The organism is Comamonadaceae bacterium OTU4NAUVB1 (genome assembly GCA_024372625.1).
Taxonomy (GTDB): domain Bacteria; phylum Pseudomonadota; class Gammaproteobacteria; order Burkholderiales; family Burkholderiaceae_C; genus Variovorax.
The window spans coordinates 1,947,125-1,962,965 of the sequence record CP099605.1; the positions used below are offsets into that span (position 1 = coordinate 1,947,125).

Below are 15,841 nucleotides of genomic sequence, written 5' to 3' on the forward strand. Positions count from 1 at the left end.
ACCGGCGCAAGGCTGGCATGCGCCGGGGCGCATAGCGAGCGCGGCACCGGCCGCTAGCCGCGCGCCACCGCCGGCAGCGCCCTTGCCCAGTCGGCGATGGCCCGCGCCACCGCGGCGGGCTGCTCCGGGAAGAGCGCGTGCGAGGCGGCATCGATCACCCGGGTGACGACGCGCGCGGCGCCGAACGCGTCGCGCAGCTGCGTCCACTGGTCGGCCGGCTTGAAGGGATCGTCGGCGGGGATGAGTTCGAGCAGCGGCGCGTCGCCAGCGTGCCACCAGACGTCGGCCGTCACCGCGCCCCGGCTGCTCGCCGCCTGCAGCGCCTGGGTCGCCGGGTACCAGCCGTGGAGCCACGCCGTGGCGTCGTGGCCGGGCGCGAAGAAGGCCAACCGCAACGCGGCCAGGCGCTCGGCCTCGGGTCGCGTCGCGTCGCCGGCGATGCCCGGCGCGGCGCGGACGGCCGGCGGCACGTCGCGCGCGGCGGCCGCCGCCAGCACCACGCCGCGCACGGCGCCCGGGTGCGCGACGGCGGTCATGCGCGCCACGTAGTTGCCGTAGGCGTGGCCGACGAGGACGGCCGGCGCGGCGCCGAGCCGCTCGACCACCTCGGCGACGTCGCGTGCCAGGGCCGGCAGCAGCACGTCGCGCATCGGCCCGGTGGAGCCGCCGACGCCGCGCGGCTGCGGCCGCAGCACGCGCCAGCCGTCGGCCGCGAGGTGCGCGGCGGTGACGTCGTAGTCCTCGTAGCCGTCGCGCCCGAGCGAGGGCAGGATGACGATCGCCGGTCCCCGGCCCTGCGCGACGACCTCGATGCGCACGGCATCGTCGCCTTCGCCGTACGCGACGAACAGCGTCTCACGCGCCATGGCCGCTCGTCCTCACCGGTAGTCGAAGAAGACCGTCTCGTCCGGGCCCTGCGTGCGCAGGGTCCAGGCGTGGCGGCCGCCGCCCAGGGGCGTGGCGATCAGCGTGTGGCGGCGCCCGGATGGCACGGCGTCGAGCAGGTCCCCGGCCGGCGCCGTGCCGTCGGCGCCCGGCACGAACACCGCCGTGCAGTGGTGGCGCGTGAGGCCCAGGCCGAACAGCGTGACGAAGGCGGCCGGCTGGCCCGGCGCGGGCGGCGGCACGTGGAAACCGAAGCGCCCGACCGGGCCGTTGGGCAGGCGCCGGAAGCCCGGCGCGGGCAGGCCGGCGGCGGTCTCGGCCGCGACGGCCTGCGGCACCCAGGCCTCGACCAGCCAGGCCGGCAAGGGGTCGCCGCCGCCGTCCTCCACCGCGCCCTCGATCCACAGCGCGCCGGTGCCGGTGACGACGTCCAGGGCGTGCCCGGCGGCGGCGTCGGGCGTGGCGGGCGTATCGGCCCAGGCGAAGGCGTCGTGGAAGAACGGGCCGATGGTGTGACCCGGCGTGGCGGTCGCGGGGACGACCTCAGCGGTGGGTCGCGCGTGGCCGCCGGGGGGCGTGGCGGTGGCGTCGGAGGGCGTCGGCATGGCGGTCGTCCTCGCGTTCACAGACCGAACGGCGTCGCGCCGCGTCCGCGCAGCACGATGTCGTGGACGAAGCCCAGCGCCTCGTCGGAGATGGTCTCGGCCATGCTGAAGCGCGCGATCAGCGAGCGGCGCGCGGCCTCGTCGGGAATGGTGTTGATGATGGCGTCGTAGGGGATCAGCGGGTCGTCCGGGAAGTACATCTGCGTGACCAGGCGCTGCGCGTGGAAGTTGCCGAAGAGCGAGAAATGGATGTGCGCCGGGCGCCAGGCGTTGGCGTGGTTGTTCCACGGGTAGGCGCCGGGGCGGATGGTGACGAAGCGGTAGCGGCCGTCGTCGTCGGTGAGCGTGCGGCCCTCGCCGGAGAAGTTGGGGTCCAGGGGCGCGTGATGCTGGTCGTTGGCGTGGGTGTAGCGCCCGGCGGCGTTGCACTGCCAGATCTCCACCAGCGAGCGCCGCACCGGACGGCCGTCCTCGTCCAGGACGCGCCCGGTGACGACGATGCGCTGGCCAATGGGCTCGCCCGCGCCGCGGTCGGTGAGGTCGCAGGCGCCCGGGGGCACGGCCGATTCGGCGAAGCGCACGCCCGCGCCGGTGGCCGCCTCGCACGGCACCGCGATGGGGGCGTGGCGGGGACCGCGCCGCAGCGTGGAGCCGTAGGCGGCAACGATGGCAGCGGGCTGCCGCGCCTCGGGGATGGCGTCGAATCTCATGGTGTCTCCTGGCGGCGGCGCGCGACCGTGCGTGGCGCGCGTGGCATGCGTGGCGTGTGGCCGGCCAGTCTCGGCGAAGCGCCCGGCGACGGCATCGGGCCGCCGGGCATAGCTGCTATGAGGAAACGCGCAAGCCCTTGGCCAGCTCGATCTTGGCGATGGCGTTGCGGTGCACCTCGTCCGGGCCGTCGACGATGCGCACCGTGCGCTGGTGCGCGTAGGCCTCGGCGAGCCAGAAGTCCTGGCTCACGCCGGCCGCGCCGTGCGCCTGGATGGCCCAGTCGACCACCTTGCACGACATGTTGGGCGCGACCACCTTGATCATCGCGATCTCGGCACGCGCCGCCTTGTTGCCCACGGTGTCCATCTTGTGGGCGGCGTTGAGCGTGAGCAGGCGCGCCTGGTCGATCAGGCAGCGCGACTCGGCGATGCGCTCGTGCCAGATCGACTGCTCCGACAGCGGCCGGCCGAAGGCGACGCGCTGGCGCAGGCGCTCGCACATCATCTCCAGCGCCCGCTCGGCCGCGCCGATGGAGCGCATGCAGTGGTGGATGCGGCCCGGGCCGAGGCGGCCCTGCGCGATCTCGAAGCCGCGTCCCTCGCCCAGCAGGATGTTGGAGACCGGCACGCGCACGTTCTCCAGCAGCACCTCCATGTGGCCGTGCGGCGCGTCGTCGTAGCCGAACACGCCCAGGTGCCGCACCACCGTCACGCCGGGCGTGTCGCGCGGCACCAGCACCATCGACTGCTGCGCGTGGCGCGGCGCGTTCACGTCGGTCTTGCCCATGACGATGAAGATCTTGCAGCGCGGGCTGCCGGCGCCGGACGAATACCACTTGCGCCCGTTGATGACGTATTCGTCGCCCTCGCGCGCGATGGTGCACTGGATGTTGGTGGCGTCCGAGGAGGCCACGGCCGGCTCGGTCATGAGGAAGCCCGAGCGGATCTCGCCGGCGAGCAGGGGGTCGAGCCACTGCTTCTTGTGCGCGTCGGTGCCGTAGCGCTCGATGGTCTCCATGTTGCCGGTGTCGGGCGCCGAGCAGTTGAAGACCTCGCCCGACCACGACACGCGCCCCATCACCTCGCACAGCGGCGCGTAGTCGAGGTTGGAGATGCCGGGCACGCCCGCGTAGTCGTGCGGCAGGAACATGTTCCACAGGCCGGCCTCGCGCGCCAGCGGCTTGAGCTCCTCGATCAGCGGCGAGACCTGCCACGGATTGCCCTGGCGGCGGAACGCGTCCATCTCCTCGTTGTAGCGCGCCTCGTTGGGGTGGATGTGCTGGTCGAAGAAGGCGCGCAGGCGCTGCAGCAGTTCGGTGGTCTTGGGGGAGGTCTCGGCAAACATGGCGTGTGTCCTTTGTCGTCGGGGGGCCGCGCCGCCGGGTGGGTCGCGAGCCGTCGGGGATTACAACGCCGGCCCTCCGGCCGGCACCGTCGCCGGGGTGACGGGCCGACCGCCCGCCGGTCGCCCAGGCGACGCCGGCCCCGCTCAGCGCCCGGTGAACACCGGCGCGCGCTTCTCGGCGAAGGCGCGCTGCGCCTCCTTCGCGTCGTCGGTCCTGCCGATCATCGCGGTCATGTCCTGCTCGTAGCGGTAGCCGTCGCGCAGGCTCATGTCCTCGATCACGTTGAGCGTGTGCTTGCCCAGGCGCGTGGACACCGGGCTTTTCGAGGCGATCACGGCGGCCATCTCCAGGGCCGTGGGCATCAGGTCCTCCGGCGCGGTGCAGGCCTCGACGATGCCCAGCCGGTAGAGCTCGGCGCCGCTCACGCGCAGGCCGGTGAGCATCATGCGGCGCAGGCGCGAATGGCCGAACAGGCGCATCGCGTGGCGGCAGCCCCCCAGCAGGCCGACGTCGACCTCGGGCAGCCCGAGCGAGGCGCGTTCCGAGGCGATCAGGATGTCGCTCGACGCCGCCATCGCCAGGCCCGAACCGAGCGCCGCGCCGTTGATGGCGCAGATCACCGGCTTGGCGCATTCGCGGATCGCGTGGAAGCACTCGCGGGTGCGCCGCGAATGCGCCGGCAGGTCGCCCGGCCCCTTGATGACCGCGGCGCGGCCCTTCAGGTCGGCGCCGGCGCAGAACACCTTGCCCGCGCCGGTGAGCACCACCACGCGGACCTCGTCCATCTCGGAGATGCGGTCGAGCGCGAGCGTGAGCTCGTCGTTGAGCACGCGGGTGAGCGCGTTGACGGGCGGGGCGTCGAGCGTGAGCGTGGCGACGTGGGCGTCGAGTCGGCAGCGCAGCTGGGTGAGGTCGTCCATGGGGTCTGTCCTTCGTTGTGTGTTCGTGGGAGCCGGCGCGTCATTCGAGCCGGGCGCCGACCGCCTTGGCCAGCGCGCCCCAGCGTTCCGATTCGGAGACGATGAAGCGCCCGAAAGCGTCCGGCGGGCTGGCGACGACCGTGACGCCCTGCTCCGCGAAGCCCTTGGCCAGCTCGGGCGAGGCCAGTGCCTCGGCCACGGTGCGGTGCAGCCGCTCGACGATGGCGTCCGGCGTGCGGGCCGGCGCGAGCATGCCGTACCAGTCGTAGACCTCCATGCCGCCCACGCCCAGCTCGGCCAGGGTCGGCACCGTGCCGAGCACCGGCAGGCGCACCGCGCTGGTGACCGCCAGCGCGCGCAGCTTGCCCGACTGGATGAAGGGCAGCACTACGGGCACGTCGGCCATCATGAGCGCGACCTGGCCGCCGATCAGGTCGGTCAGGGCCGGCGCCGCGCCACGGTAGGGCACGTGGGTGAGCTGGAGCCGGTCCTCGCGCTTGAGCATCTCGACCTCCAGGTGCGTCGTCGTGCCGCTGCCGGCCGACGCATAGGCCAGCTTGTCGGGCGCGGCCCGCACCGCCCTGGACAGGTCGGCGTAGGTCCTGTAGGGCGAGTCGGCCGCGACCACCAGCACCGTCGGCACGCGCAGCGCCTGCGTCACCGCGCGCAGGTCGGTCTGCGGCTTGTAGGGCAGGTTCGCCGTCAGGTGCGGCACGATGGCCAGCGCGCCGGTCGAGGAGAACAGCAGCGTGTGGCCGTCCGCGGGCGCCTTGGCGACCGCGTCGGCGCCCAGCACGCCGCCGGCCCCGCCCTTGTTGTCGATGACCACCGGCTGGCCCAGCAGCCCCGTCATCTTCGCGGCCAGCACGCGCGCGGTCTGGTCGACCGGGCCGCCGGCCGGGAACGGCACGACGATGCGCACGGGCCGCGTCGGCCAGGCCGGCGCCTGCGCCGTCGCGGCGGTGGACAGCAGCACGAGGCCGGTGGCGAGGATCAGGCGGCGAAGGGGCGTCATGGGCGTGTGGCGGATGGGGAAACGGGCGGACCGGGGGCCGCCGATGGCGCATCGGCGGGCGTGCGCCGCGATGGTGCGTCATCGACGCCGCCCCGGCAGCGCACGGCCGTCATATCAGCTATGCACGCCCGACGGCGCCAAAGGCCGCGCCGGGCGCATGCCTTCGCACCGTGACAGCGCGACCGGCCGCTACAGTGGTCCGGATGCGTCTTCGATTCCTCCCGGCGTCGCTCCGGCGCCTGCCCGCCCTCCTCGCCTTCGCCGGAGGCCTCGCCGCGCAGGCGCCGGCATCGGCCCAGGCCCGGCCGGCGGCGCCGGCCCCGGTGGCGGCGTCCGCCCCCTGGCAGGCGAGCCTGACGACCGAACTCGCCAGGATCGCGCTCGCCGAGCCCGACGGCGCCATCGGCGTCCACGTGCGCGACCTCGACACGGGACTCTCGGTGTCGCGGCACCTCGAGCGGCCGTGGTACCTGGCCTCGATGGTCAAGGTGCCGGTCGCCATCGCGGTGATGCGCGGCATCGACGCGGGGCATTTCAGGCTCGACACGCCGCTGACGGTGCGCGCCTCCGACTACGTCGACGGCGCCGGCCCGACCAGCGGCCAGCCGGTGGGCAAGCCGCTGACGGTGCGCTTCCTGCTCGACCAGATGATCGTCAAGAGCGACAACATGGCCACCGACATGCTCATCGGGCTGGTCGGCCTGGCCGAGGTCAACGCGCTGGTCGACGCGCTGGTGCCCGACGGCTTCGGGCGCATCACCACGCTGGGCGAGGTGCGCCGGCAGGTCTACGGCCACCTCGCCCCCCACGCGGAGCGCCTGAGCGGGCGCGACCTGATCCTGCTGCACCGCCAGCGCACCGACGCCGAGCGGCTGCGGCTGCTGTCGCACCTGCTGGAGACGCCGGTGGCGCAGTTGCGGCTGCCCTCGCTCGACGCCGCCTACGACGCCTACTACGCGAGCGGGCTGAACACCGGGCGCCTCGACGCCTACGGCCAGCTGCTCGCGCTGCTGGCCGAGGGCAAGGCGCTGTCGCCCCGCTCCACCGCCTACCTCCTGAAGGTGATGACGCGGGTGACCACCGGCGCCCGTCGGCTGAAGGCCGGGCTGCCGTCCGACGCGAGCTTCGCCCACAAGACCGGCACGCAGCGCCGGCGCATCTGCGACGCTGGGCTGATCCGGGTGGCGCCAGGCGACGCGGGGGCCGAGCGGCGCGTCGTCGTCGTGGCCTGCGTGCGCGACGTGCTGCCGCTCGAACGGGCCGAGGCGGCGCTGATGCAGGTCGGCGCCGCGCTCTGCAGATCCGGTCTCGTCACGCATGGAGTCCCCGATGCACCGTCCTGCCAAGCTGCTGCGCTGGTTCGCCTTCCTGCTGGCGTCGTGGAGCGCTAGCGCCGCCTGGAGCGCCGACTGGGACGACGCGCTCGCCCGCGAGATCGACCGCATCGACCGCGAGACGCCCGGCGCGCTCGGCGTCTACGTCAAGCGCCTGAAGGACGGCACCGCCTTCGCCCACGGCGCGGACCGCTTCTGGTACCTGGGCTCGACCGTCAAGGTGCCGATCGCCATCGCGGTCCTCCAGCGCGTGGACGAGGGGGGACTGAAGCTGTCCGACCGGGTGACGCTGCAGGCCGGCGACCGGATCGAGGCCGGGCCGCTGGTGTGGCAGAAGGTCGGCGGCACCCACACGGTCGACGCGCTGCTGCCGCGCATGCTGCGCGACAGCGACAACACCGGCGCCAACATGCTCATGCGCACCGCCGGCGAGGCGCGCGTGAACGAACTCGCGAAGGCGGCCATGGGCGCGTCGGCGGTCGACCGGATCACGACGCTGGCCCAGGTGCGCCAGGACGTCTATGCCGAACTCCATCCCCGCGCCCGCACGCTGAGCAACGACCAGCTGGTGCGCATCGCGTCGGCGCCGATGGGGCCGCAGCGGGTCGAGGCGGTGCGCCGCGCCCTGAACCTGAAGGCCGCCGACCTGCAGGCCACCACCATGGACGAGGCCTACGCGCGCTACTACGCGAAGCGGCTCAACGCGGCCACCCTCGAAGGCTACGGCGCCATGCTGGAGAAGCTGGTGCGCGGCCAGCTGCTGTCGGCGGCCGGCACCCGACGCATGTTCGACGACATGAAGCTCGGCATCTTCACCAACTACCGGCTGCAGGCCGGGCTGCCGCGCGACGTCCCGTTCATCCACAAGACCGGCACGCAGCACCGCACGGCCTGCCACGCCGGCGTGATCGACCCGCAGGACGGCGGCGCCGACGCCATCGTGGCCGTGACCTGCGCCGCCGACGTCGACGAGCAGCGAGAGGCCGGGCGGATCTTCGAGCGCGTCGGCCGGGCCATCACGCGCACGGTGCTCGCCGAGCGCACGGCCCGGCGCTGAGTCAGATCACGCTGAGCATCGGCGGCAACCGGGCCACGCGCTGGACCAGGTCGCGGATGCTGGGCGAACGGGTCTTGAGCCGGATGTTGGCGATCTGCGTGCGCACGGTGGACAGCGCCACGCCCTGACGGGCGGCGATCTCGGCGGGCGGATGGCCCTGGCACAGGCCCATGAGCACCTGGCCTTCGGCGCTGCTCAGGCCGTGGTCGCGCGCGAAGCCCTGGGCCGACAGTTCCGAGCAGATCGCGTGGCGCGACATCATGAGCAGCACGCGCGCGGGGCCCGCACGGACGGCGTCGTCCTCCTCGTCGTCGGCCCGGGGCAGCGGCAGGATCACGACCACCAGGCCGTGCGTCTCGCCGCCGATGGTCAGCATCCGGCGCAGGCCGCAGGTCGCGGCCGCCCGCACGGCGGTCTTCAGCGCGGCCTGGTCGCGCGGATCGTCGGCCACCAGCATCCCGCCGAGCGACTGGAGGCCGGGGTGGCGCGCGAGGTGCGTGCGCGCGGCCCGGTTGGTGTGCAGCAGGCGCTGCGATTCGTCCAGCAGCAGCACGCCGTGGTCGATCTGGTCGAGCATCAGCGCCAGGCAGCCTTCCGTCACGTCGGCGCGTGGCCGGCGCGGCGCCATCGTGTCCCAACGCTGCGTGGCGGGCCGCTCGACGGGCATCGGCGGCAGGACGGGCACGCGCTGGAAGGTAATGGACTGGGGACTGAAGGATTTCGTGCTCATGGGAATACCTCGACTGACTTGAAAGTGCAACTAAGGTATTCTTTTTGTGTATTTCGTCACATCACCCAAAAAGGTGAAACAGAAACCGGCACCCCCACCCGGTGCTTTTCCCGATGCCTCCCGCCGATGGTGGCGGACGGGCCCGGAAGCACAAAACTAAAGTACACATTTGTCGGCGGGGCGGTGTCATGCGAGTGGTGAGGGTGGACGACCTCAGGCCCTGGCGTGCGGCGCCGCCGGCTTCATCTCCGTCGGTGGACCAACGCCTGCGCGAGGCGCATGCGCGCGGGACGCTTTGACGGGTTACGCGGGACGTCCGTGGGAGCGGCGCGGACCGGCGCGCCGCGCGACCGCGCGGCGGACGCTCAGGTCGTCGCGTGCGACGCGTCCGCTTCCGCTTCGTCCGCCTCCGACGACCCGAGCATGCCTTGCGCGCCCTCGTCGAAACCCCGCACCGGCTGCGCCTTGGCCAGCGCCATCCAGGTACCGAAGGGCATGCGCGGCAGCGTGCGGTGCACGGCGGCGCGCGCCACCACCAGGCGCCCGGCCTCCACCACGATCACCCCGCATTCGGGCGGGATCTCGTCGGGCGAGCCGATCGGGCGGTCGCGCGCGTCGCGGCCCAGCACGTACCAGCACTCGCCGCCCAGGTCGAGGTAGGCGGCGCGCTTGTCGGGCTTGCGCAGGTCGGCGATGAGGTCGGCGCGGCGCACCTTGATCTCGTGCACGACGGGTTGCGCGTAGGCCTCGACGCTGGTGTTGCGGATCGAGAAGACGTCCGGGCGCGCCATGCACCAGCGTGGCGGCTCGCCCTCGTTCTTCGGCGGCAGCCGCGCGCGCAGGCCCAGGCCGCGCCAGGCGATGCGCCCGGCGCGCGTCATCTCGCGCGCCACCTGCTCGACCAGCGCCTCGTGCGCCGACATCGCCGCCCGGTTGACCACCAGGCTGCCGGCGATGTGGGCGATGCCCGCGTCGGTCACGCGCAGGGTCTCGTGGCCGAGCGCGGACTGGCGGCGCTCCAGCAGGCCGGCGGCCAGCAGGTCGATCTCGATGGTGTCGCAGCACGGCCAGCCGGCCGAGCGGTGGACGTCGCGCAGCCGGCGCGCGTGCGTGCGTCCGAGCGCGAGCGCGCCGGGCGGCGGCTCCACCACCGGCGGGGCGCCGCCGGGGTCGGTGACGGGCGGCCCGCCGGGCGACGGATCGCCTTCGGGCGGCACCGCCGGAAACGGGGGCGGCGTGATCGGCGGCACGGGAGTCGGCACCGGCGGACTCACGGGGATGTCGGCGTCGGCGCGCCGCAGGCAGGTGGCTGTCGAGGGCATGGGCACAGGTTAGCGGGAAGGAGATGCATGGTCGAGATGAGGGGAAATCGCGGTCGGTGGCGCGCGGTCGCGTGCGTCGGGCCCGGCGGCGGTCAATGGAAGTCGCGGCTGCGCCGACCCTCGGCCAGCCGCCCGAGCCAGGGCGTCAGGTCCCGGAAACCGCGCGCGAGCAGGTGCCGCACCCGCCCGCCGGTGTCGACGTCGCGCTGCCAGACGCCCTGGACGGCCAGCAGCTTCGCCCGCAGGAGCGGCTCGCGCTGCGCCTCGGCCACGTCCTTCCAGACGATCACGTTGACGATGCCGGTCTCGTCCTCCAGCGACACGAACATCGTGCCGTGCGCCGTCTGCGGCCGCTGGCGCATGGTGACGATGCCGCAGGCGCGCACCCGGTGGCCGTGCGGGAGCCGGTCGAGCTCCTCGGCGCTCAGCAGCTTCAGGCGCGCCATGCGCGGGCGCAGCAGCGCGAGCGGATGACGCCGCAGGGTCAGGCCGAGCGCGGCGTAGTCGCCGACGATCTCCTCGCCCTCCGGGGCCGGCGGCAGCGCCAGCGCGGTCTCGTGGATCGGCACGCCGGCGAGCAGGCCCGGCGGCGGGCGGCGGTGCGCGGTGGCGTCCCAGACCTGCTGGCGCCGGTGGCCCGACAGCGCCGCGAGCGCGTCGGCCGCGGCCAGCGCGGCCAGGTCGACGCCGTCGAGCGCGGCGCGCAGGGCCAGGTCCTCGGTGTCGGCGAAGGGCGCGTCGGCGCGCGCGGCCAGCAGGCGCAGCGCGCCGGCCTCGCTGAGCGACGCCACGCGCCGCAGGCCCAGGCGCACGGCCGGGTGGTCGTGCGCGCCGGGTTCGGCGGCGGGCTCCAGGGTGCAGTCCATGCCGCTGACGGCGACGTCCACCGGCCGCACCTCGACGCCATGGCGCCGCGCGTCCTGCACCAGCTGCGAGGCCGAGTAGAAGCCCATCGGCTGCGCGTCCAGCAGCGCCGCCAGGAAGCAGGCCGGCTCGTGGTGCTTGAGCCAGCAGCTCGCCGACACCAGCAGCGCGAAGCTCGCCGCGTGGCTCTCGGGGAAACCGTATTCGCCGAAGCCCTCGATCTGCCGGAAGACCGACACCGCGAAGTCGCGCGCGTAGCCCCGCGCCACCATGCCCTCGACCAGTTCGTGCTGGAAGACGTCGACGCCGCCGGCGCGCTTCCAGGCCGCCATCGCGCGGCGCAGGCGGTCGGCGCGCTCGGGCGAGAAGCCGGCCGCGATCATGGCGATCTGCATCACCTGCTCCTGGAAGATCGGCACGCCCAGCGTGCGCGCCAGCGCCGGCGCGAGCGCCGGATACGGGTCGTCGAGCGGCAGTCCGCGGCGCACCCGCTCGCGGTTGCGCAGGTAGGGGTGGACCATGCCGCCCTGGATCGGCCCCGGCCGCACGATGGCCACCTCGATCACCAGGTCGTAGTAGCAGCGCGGCCGCAGGCGCGGCAGCATCGACATCTGGGCCCGGCTCTCGACCTGGAACACGCCCACGGTGTCGGCGCGGCAGATCATGTCGTAGACCGCCGGGTCGTCGTCGGGGATCTGGTGCATCGCCAGCGCCGTGCCGCGCCAGGCGTTGGCGAAGTCGAGCGCGCGACGGATGGCGCTCAGCATCCCCAGGGCCAGCACGTCCACCTTGAGCATGCCCATGGCCTCGAGGTCGTCCTTCTCCCACTGGATGACCGAGCGGTCCTTCATCGACGCCTTCTCCACCGGCACCAGCCGCGTGAGCTTGGTCTGCGTGAGCACGAAGCCGCCCACGTGCTGGCTGAGGTGGCGCGGCGTGTCCTCGAGCTGGCGCGCGAGCGCGAGCCACTGGCGCAGCTTCGCGGGCCCCTCGCGCACGCCGGTGCGCGCCATGGCGGCCTCGATGCGCTCCTCCAGGACGGTGGCGTCGAATCCGTGGTGGTCCCTGGCGAAGTCGTCCACCAGCCGCGCATCGACGTCCATCGCCCGGCCGACGTCGCGCAGGGCGCTGCGCGGGCGGTAGCGGATCACCACCGCGGCGATGGCGGCGCGGTCGCGGCCGTACTGGGCGTAGATGTACTGGATCACCTCCTCGCGGCGCTGGTGCTCGAAGTCGACGTCGATGTCGGGCGGCTCGCGGCGCTCGCGGCTGAGGAAGCGCTCGAACAGCAGGTGCCCCCGGTCCGGATCGATGGCGGTGATGCCCAGGCAGTAGCACACGGCCGAATTCGCCGACGAGCCGCGCCCCTGGCAGAGGATGCCCCTGGCGCGCGCGAAGGCCACGATGTCCTCGACGGTGAGGAAGAACATCTCGTAGCCCAGCTCGACGATCAGGTCGAGTTCGCGGCGCACCTGCCGGCACACGCCCTCGGGGATGCCGTTGGCGTGACGCGCCAGCGGGTAGCGCCGCAGCGCGCCCTCCCAGGTCTTGCGCACCAGCGTCCGCGCCGGCGTCTCGCCGCTGCCCAGCAGCTCGCGCGGGTACTGGTAGTGGTCGCGCAGGCGGTCGGGGTCGAAGCGGCAGCGCCGCGCCACCCGCAGGGTGTTGGCCAGCAGCTCGTCCGGATAGAGGTCGCGCAGCCGGCCGCGCGCGCGCAGGTGGCGCTCGGCGTTGGACTGCAGCGCGAGGCCGCACGCCGCCACGCCCCGGCCCAGGCCGATGGCCGTGACCACGTCCTGCAGCGGCTTGCGCCCGCGCACGTGCATGTGGATGTCGCCGGCGGCCACCCGGGGCACGCCGGTCGCGGCGCCCGCCGACTCCAGCGCCATCAGCCAGAGGTCGTCGTCGACCTCGTCGAACAGCTCGACGGCGAGCCACAGGTGCTCGCCGTACAGCCCGCGCGCCACGGCGAGGTCGGCGCGCAGCACGGCGGCGTCGACCTCCCGGCCCGGCGCGCGCGCGGGCACCAGGAGGATCTCGCAATGGCGCAGCGAGGCGGGATCGGCCGCGCCGCCGCTGCCCACGCCCCCTGCCCGCCGCGCTGGCCCACCACCCTCCTCCCCTTCCTCTGCGGCCGTCGCGTCCCAGCGCACCCGGTACGCGCCCTTGGGCGCCTCGGTCGTGCGCGCGGCGGTGATGAACTCGCACAGGTGGCCCCAGCCCGCCATGTCGTGGGCGATCGCCACCAGCGTGAAGCGCTCGAAGCGGAACTCGCTGCCGTAGAGCAGCCGGAAATCGGCGTTGCGCCAGGCACGGGGCTCGTCCGGATGTTCGCGTTCCCATTCGTCGAGCGCGTGCAGGTGGTCGCGCAGGCCGACGTGGGCGCGCACGATGCCCGCGACCGAGCACTCGTCGGTGATGGCCAGCGCGCGGAAGTCGAGCTGCCACGCGCGCGTCGCCAGCTCCGCGGGGCTGGAGACGCCGCGCTGGAAGCTGAAATGCGTCAGGCAGTGCAGCTCGGCGTAGTCGGGCGCTTCGGCGTCGGCGGCGGCGGCGGCATCGGCCCCCGGGTCCGGCACCACGCGCAGGCGGGCGCGCTGGCGGGCGCGCAATTGCCTGTCGGTGAGATCAGGCATAGAACCCCTGCAGGAACCAGCGCGCGTCGCGCGCCACGCCGCCGCCGGGCAGCCGTTCGCGGAACACCCAGACCAGGCCCGCGCCCGGGCTGTGGGCGATGTAGTAGTCGCGCAGGGCCGGGGCCGGCGCGGCGGCGGCGGCGGCGGCGCCGGTGTCGCGACCGGCATCGTCCTCGTCGCTCCACCAGCCGGCCTCCAGCTTCTGCGGTCCGGCCAGCCGGCGCAGGCGGCCCTGGTAGCAGGGCTGGCCGTCGCGCACGTCGAGCGCCATCGGCTCGGGCAGCAGCCAGGCCGGCCACAGGCCCGCGGCCGGCAGGCTGTCGACGGGCGGCGCCGCCACGGCCGGGGCGCCCAGGCCGCGCAGCGCGGGCTGCCAGCGCTGCATGCGCTCGGGCCGGTGGTCGGCCCGCACCACCGGCACCACCACCTGCTGGGGCCCCAGGCGCGCGCTCAGGCGCTCGACGAGTTCGTGCAGGCGGTCGCCCGGCCGGTTGTCCTCGGGCAGGAAGCTGGTGGTGGCGCCGGCCCAGGGCGCGGTGTCGAGCGAGCGCATCCACAGCCAGCTCGCGGGCGCGGCCAGCGTCGCCAGGGCCAGGCGCTCGCCCATCAGGCGGCGCAGGTGGCCGATGTCCTGCGTGGCCTGCGAGGTGCGCACGACGAGGGCCTGGTGCGGCGGCAGGTCGATGCCCTCGGAGCGACGCCGGTCGAACGTCCAGCGCAGTTCGAGCGCGCTCACGCCGCGCTGGCGGGCCCGCAGCCAGACCTGCAGCGCGCCGAGCAGGCGCTGCGCGGCCCACATCAGCCCGGGCGCGGTCTCGGCGAGCGCGGGCAGCTCGACCTTCTGCTCGAAGACCTCGGGCAGCGCGAGCCAGGCGTGGCGCTCCGGACGCAGGCCCCAGGCGACGTCCAGCGCCTCGCGCAACCCCGGCCCGAAGCGCCGTGACAGCCCGCCGCGCGGCAGCGCCGCGACGTCGCCCCAGGTCGTGCAGCCCATGCGCGCGAGCAGTTCGAGCTTGTCGCGCGCCGCCGTCAGGGTGTGCAGCGGCAGGGCGGCGGGGATGTCGGCGGGCGGCCGGCGTCCGGCCGCGAACAACCGCAGCCGGGCCAGCGCAATCGGCGCGGTGGCGCCCAGGACCTTCTGCAGCCGGCGCGGCGCCACGGGATTGAGGGCGTCCATCTGGCGCAGGAGCTGGCGATGGCCGCCCCACAGGCGCTCGCAGGCCGAGACCTCCACCACCAGGGCCTCGTCGAGCCAGGCCACGCGCGGGGTGAACTGCAGCGCCCACCAGCCCAGGGCCTCGTCCGACAGCACGGCGGGCGCCGCCCCCGGCGCGGACGGCGGCGGCGCCTCCACGGCCTCCACCGCCGCCGCCGCCGCTGCCTCCACCGCCTCAGGCTGCCATCGCAACGCGATCCACTGCATCGGACGGCCCTCCCGGTCGCTGCGGCAGGCCGTGCACGACGGCCACGGCGGCCACGGTGGGCGGTGTCGCCGGTGCCGCCGCCCGCGCGGGCTCGCGGCGCCACCGGTCGCGGTGCACGGCGGCGCGCAGCAGCGCCGCCAGCCGCTCGCCCTGCGCCGGCAGCCTCAGGGGCGAGGCGAGCGGCGGACCACGGCGCTTGAGCACGTCGACGTCCATGCGGCCGGCGGCCCCGGCCGGGTCGCGCCCATCGCCTCCCCGGCGCGCCTCGGCGGGGCCGGCACGGCCGGGGGTGCCGGGATCGCGGCGGGCGCCCGACGCGGAGGCCACCGGCGCGTCCGGGCCCGGTGCGACGCGCAGCCGCAGCCGCGCCGGCGAGGCCGAGCGGCCCTCGGCTTCGGGCCGGAAGACGAACAGCAGGTTCTCGTGCTGCGCCGCCGCCAGTTGCAGGCGGCGCAGTTCGGCGGCGCGCGCCAGCGGCAGCCAGGCCAGCACGGCCGCGACGTCGGCGCAGCGCAGGGCCTGTTCGCAAGCCCAGCAGCGGCTGGCGGCGTCGCCGCGCACCCACAGCAGGGCATCGGCGGGCAATCCCCCGGCGGCGAGGGCAGGTGCGAAAGGCACCTGCGGCGCGCCCACCAGCACCACCCGGCCGCCCCGCGATCGCACCGCGAGCGCCAACGCCGGCAGCAGCAGCTGCCACACCAGGGCTTGAGGCACCGCCTGCAGCACCTCGGTCAGGGCGCCGACCGGCCAGCCCCCGCCGGGCAACTGCGCATCCAGCGCCCCATGGCCGGTGGCGACCACCCGCGCCTCGGCCGAAGCCAGTTCATCGCCGCGCCAGACGTCGTCCCGCGCGGCCAGCGGGGAGGCTTTGGGAACGAGGGAATGCAAGGCCATGATCGGAGAAAGGATTTGACTGTATTTTTATACAGTATCCCGGTCCGAAGCAAGCGCTGCGCAGCACGACGCCGCTTTCCGACCCCCTCAAAGGGTGGC

Annotated in this window: 13 protein-coding genes; 2 read left to right on the forward strand and 11 right to left on the reverse strand. The window is 74.4% G+C overall.

The window, feature by feature from the left end; all coding sequences use genetic code 11:
- Positions 1 to 53: 53 nt before the first annotated feature.
- The 6 genes from NF681_12650 to NF681_12675 form a co-directional block, all read right to left on the reverse strand.
- A complete protein-coding gene (locus tag NF681_12650) occupies positions 54 to 866 on the reverse strand; it encodes an alpha/beta hydrolase (protein ID UST53173.1) in 813 nt (270 codons plus the stop codon).
- A gap of 12 nt (positions 867 to 878) precedes the next feature.
- A complete protein-coding gene (locus tag NF681_12655; protein ID UST53174.1) occupies positions 879 to 1,490 on the reverse strand; it encodes a protocatechuate 3,4-dioxygenase in 612 nt (203 codons plus the stop codon).
- Positions 1,491 to 1,507: 17 nt separating this feature from the next.
- Positions 1,508 to 2,200 carry a protocatechuate 3,4-dioxygenase subunit beta gene (gene pcaH, locus NF681_12660; GenBank protein UST53175.1) on the reverse strand — a complete coding sequence of 231 codons (693 nt, stop codon included), beginning with the start codon at positions 2,198 to 2,200 and terminating at the stop codon, positions 1,508 to 1,510.
- 115 nt (positions 2,201 to 2,315) lie between these two features.
- Positions 2,316 to 3,545 (reverse strand): acyl-CoA dehydrogenase family protein, encoded by a 1,230-nt coding sequence (locus NF681_12665; GenBank protein ID UST53176.1) that lies wholly within the window; start codon positions 3,543 to 3,545, stop codon positions 2,316 to 2,318.
- A gap of 144 nt (positions 3,546 to 3,689) precedes the next feature.
- Positions 3,690 to 4,466: an enoyl-CoA hydratase/isomerase family protein gene (locus tag NF681_12670; protein ID UST53177.1), complete on the reverse strand. Its 777-nt coding sequence runs from the start codon at positions 4,464 to 4,466 to the stop codon at positions 3,690 to 3,692.
- 40 nt (positions 4,467 to 4,506) lie between these two features.
- On the reverse strand, positions 4,507 to 5,481 hold the full coding sequence (locus tag NF681_12675; protein ID UST53178.1) for a tripartite tricarboxylate transporter substrate binding protein: 975 nt from the start codon (positions 5,479 to 5,481) through the stop codon (positions 4,507 to 4,509).
- Positions 5,482 to 5,684: 203 nt separating this feature from the next.
- Here NF681_12675 and NF681_12680 point away from each other — a divergent pair, with 203 nt between their 5' ends.
- Entirely contained in the window at positions 5,685 to 6,872 is a 1,188-nt protein-coding gene (locus tag NF681_12680) for a class A beta-lactamase-related serine hydrolase (GenBank protein ID UST53179.1), read from the forward strand.
- A complete protein-coding gene (locus tag NF681_12685; protein UST53180.1) occupies positions 6,811 to 7,872 on the forward strand; it encodes a class A beta-lactamase-related serine hydrolase in 1,062 nt (353 codons plus the stop codon). The genes NF681_12680 and NF681_12685 overlap by 62 nt, the downstream gene beginning before the upstream one ends.
- 1 nt (position 7,873) lies before the next feature.
- Here the strand turns inward: NF681_12685 and NF681_12690 are convergent, their stop codons facing one another.
- The 5 genes from NF681_12690 to imuA all read right to left on the reverse strand — a co-directional run bounded on the left by NF681_12690 (position 7,874) and on the right by imuA (position 15,742).
- On the reverse strand, positions 7,874 to 8,602 hold the full coding sequence (locus tag NF681_12690) for a helix-turn-helix transcriptional regulator (protein UST53181.1): 729 nt from the start codon (positions 8,600 to 8,602) through the stop codon (positions 7,874 to 7,876).
- A 365-nt stretch (positions 8,603 to 8,967) separates the two neighbouring features.
- The gene (locus NF681_12695) at positions 8,968 to 9,924 is read right to left on the reverse strand and encodes a hypothetical protein (protein UST53182.1); all 957 of its coding nucleotides are present in this window, start codon (positions 9,922 to 9,924) and stop codon (positions 8,968 to 8,970) included.
- Positions 9,925 to 10,016: 92 nt separating this feature from the next.
- Positions 10,017 to 13,424, reverse strand: coding sequence for an error-prone DNA polymerase (locus tag NF681_12700; protein UST53183.1), 3,408 nt, complete (start codon positions 13,422 to 13,424; stop codon positions 10,017 to 10,019).
- Positions 13,417 to 14,847 (reverse strand): DNA polymerase Y family protein, encoded by a 1,431-nt coding sequence (locus NF681_12705; GenBank protein ID UST53184.1) that lies wholly within the window; start codon positions 14,845 to 14,847, stop codon positions 13,417 to 13,419. The genes NF681_12700 and NF681_12705 overlap by 8 nt, the downstream gene beginning before the upstream one ends.
- The gene (imuA, locus tag NF681_12710; protein ID UST53185.1) at positions 14,816 to 15,742 is read right to left on the reverse strand and encodes a translesion DNA synthesis-associated protein ImuA; all 927 of its coding nucleotides are present in this window, start codon (positions 15,740 to 15,742) and stop codon (positions 14,816 to 14,818) included. The genes NF681_12705 and imuA overlap by 32 nt, the downstream gene beginning before the upstream one ends.
- Positions 15,743 to 15,841 lie beyond the last annotated feature (99 nt).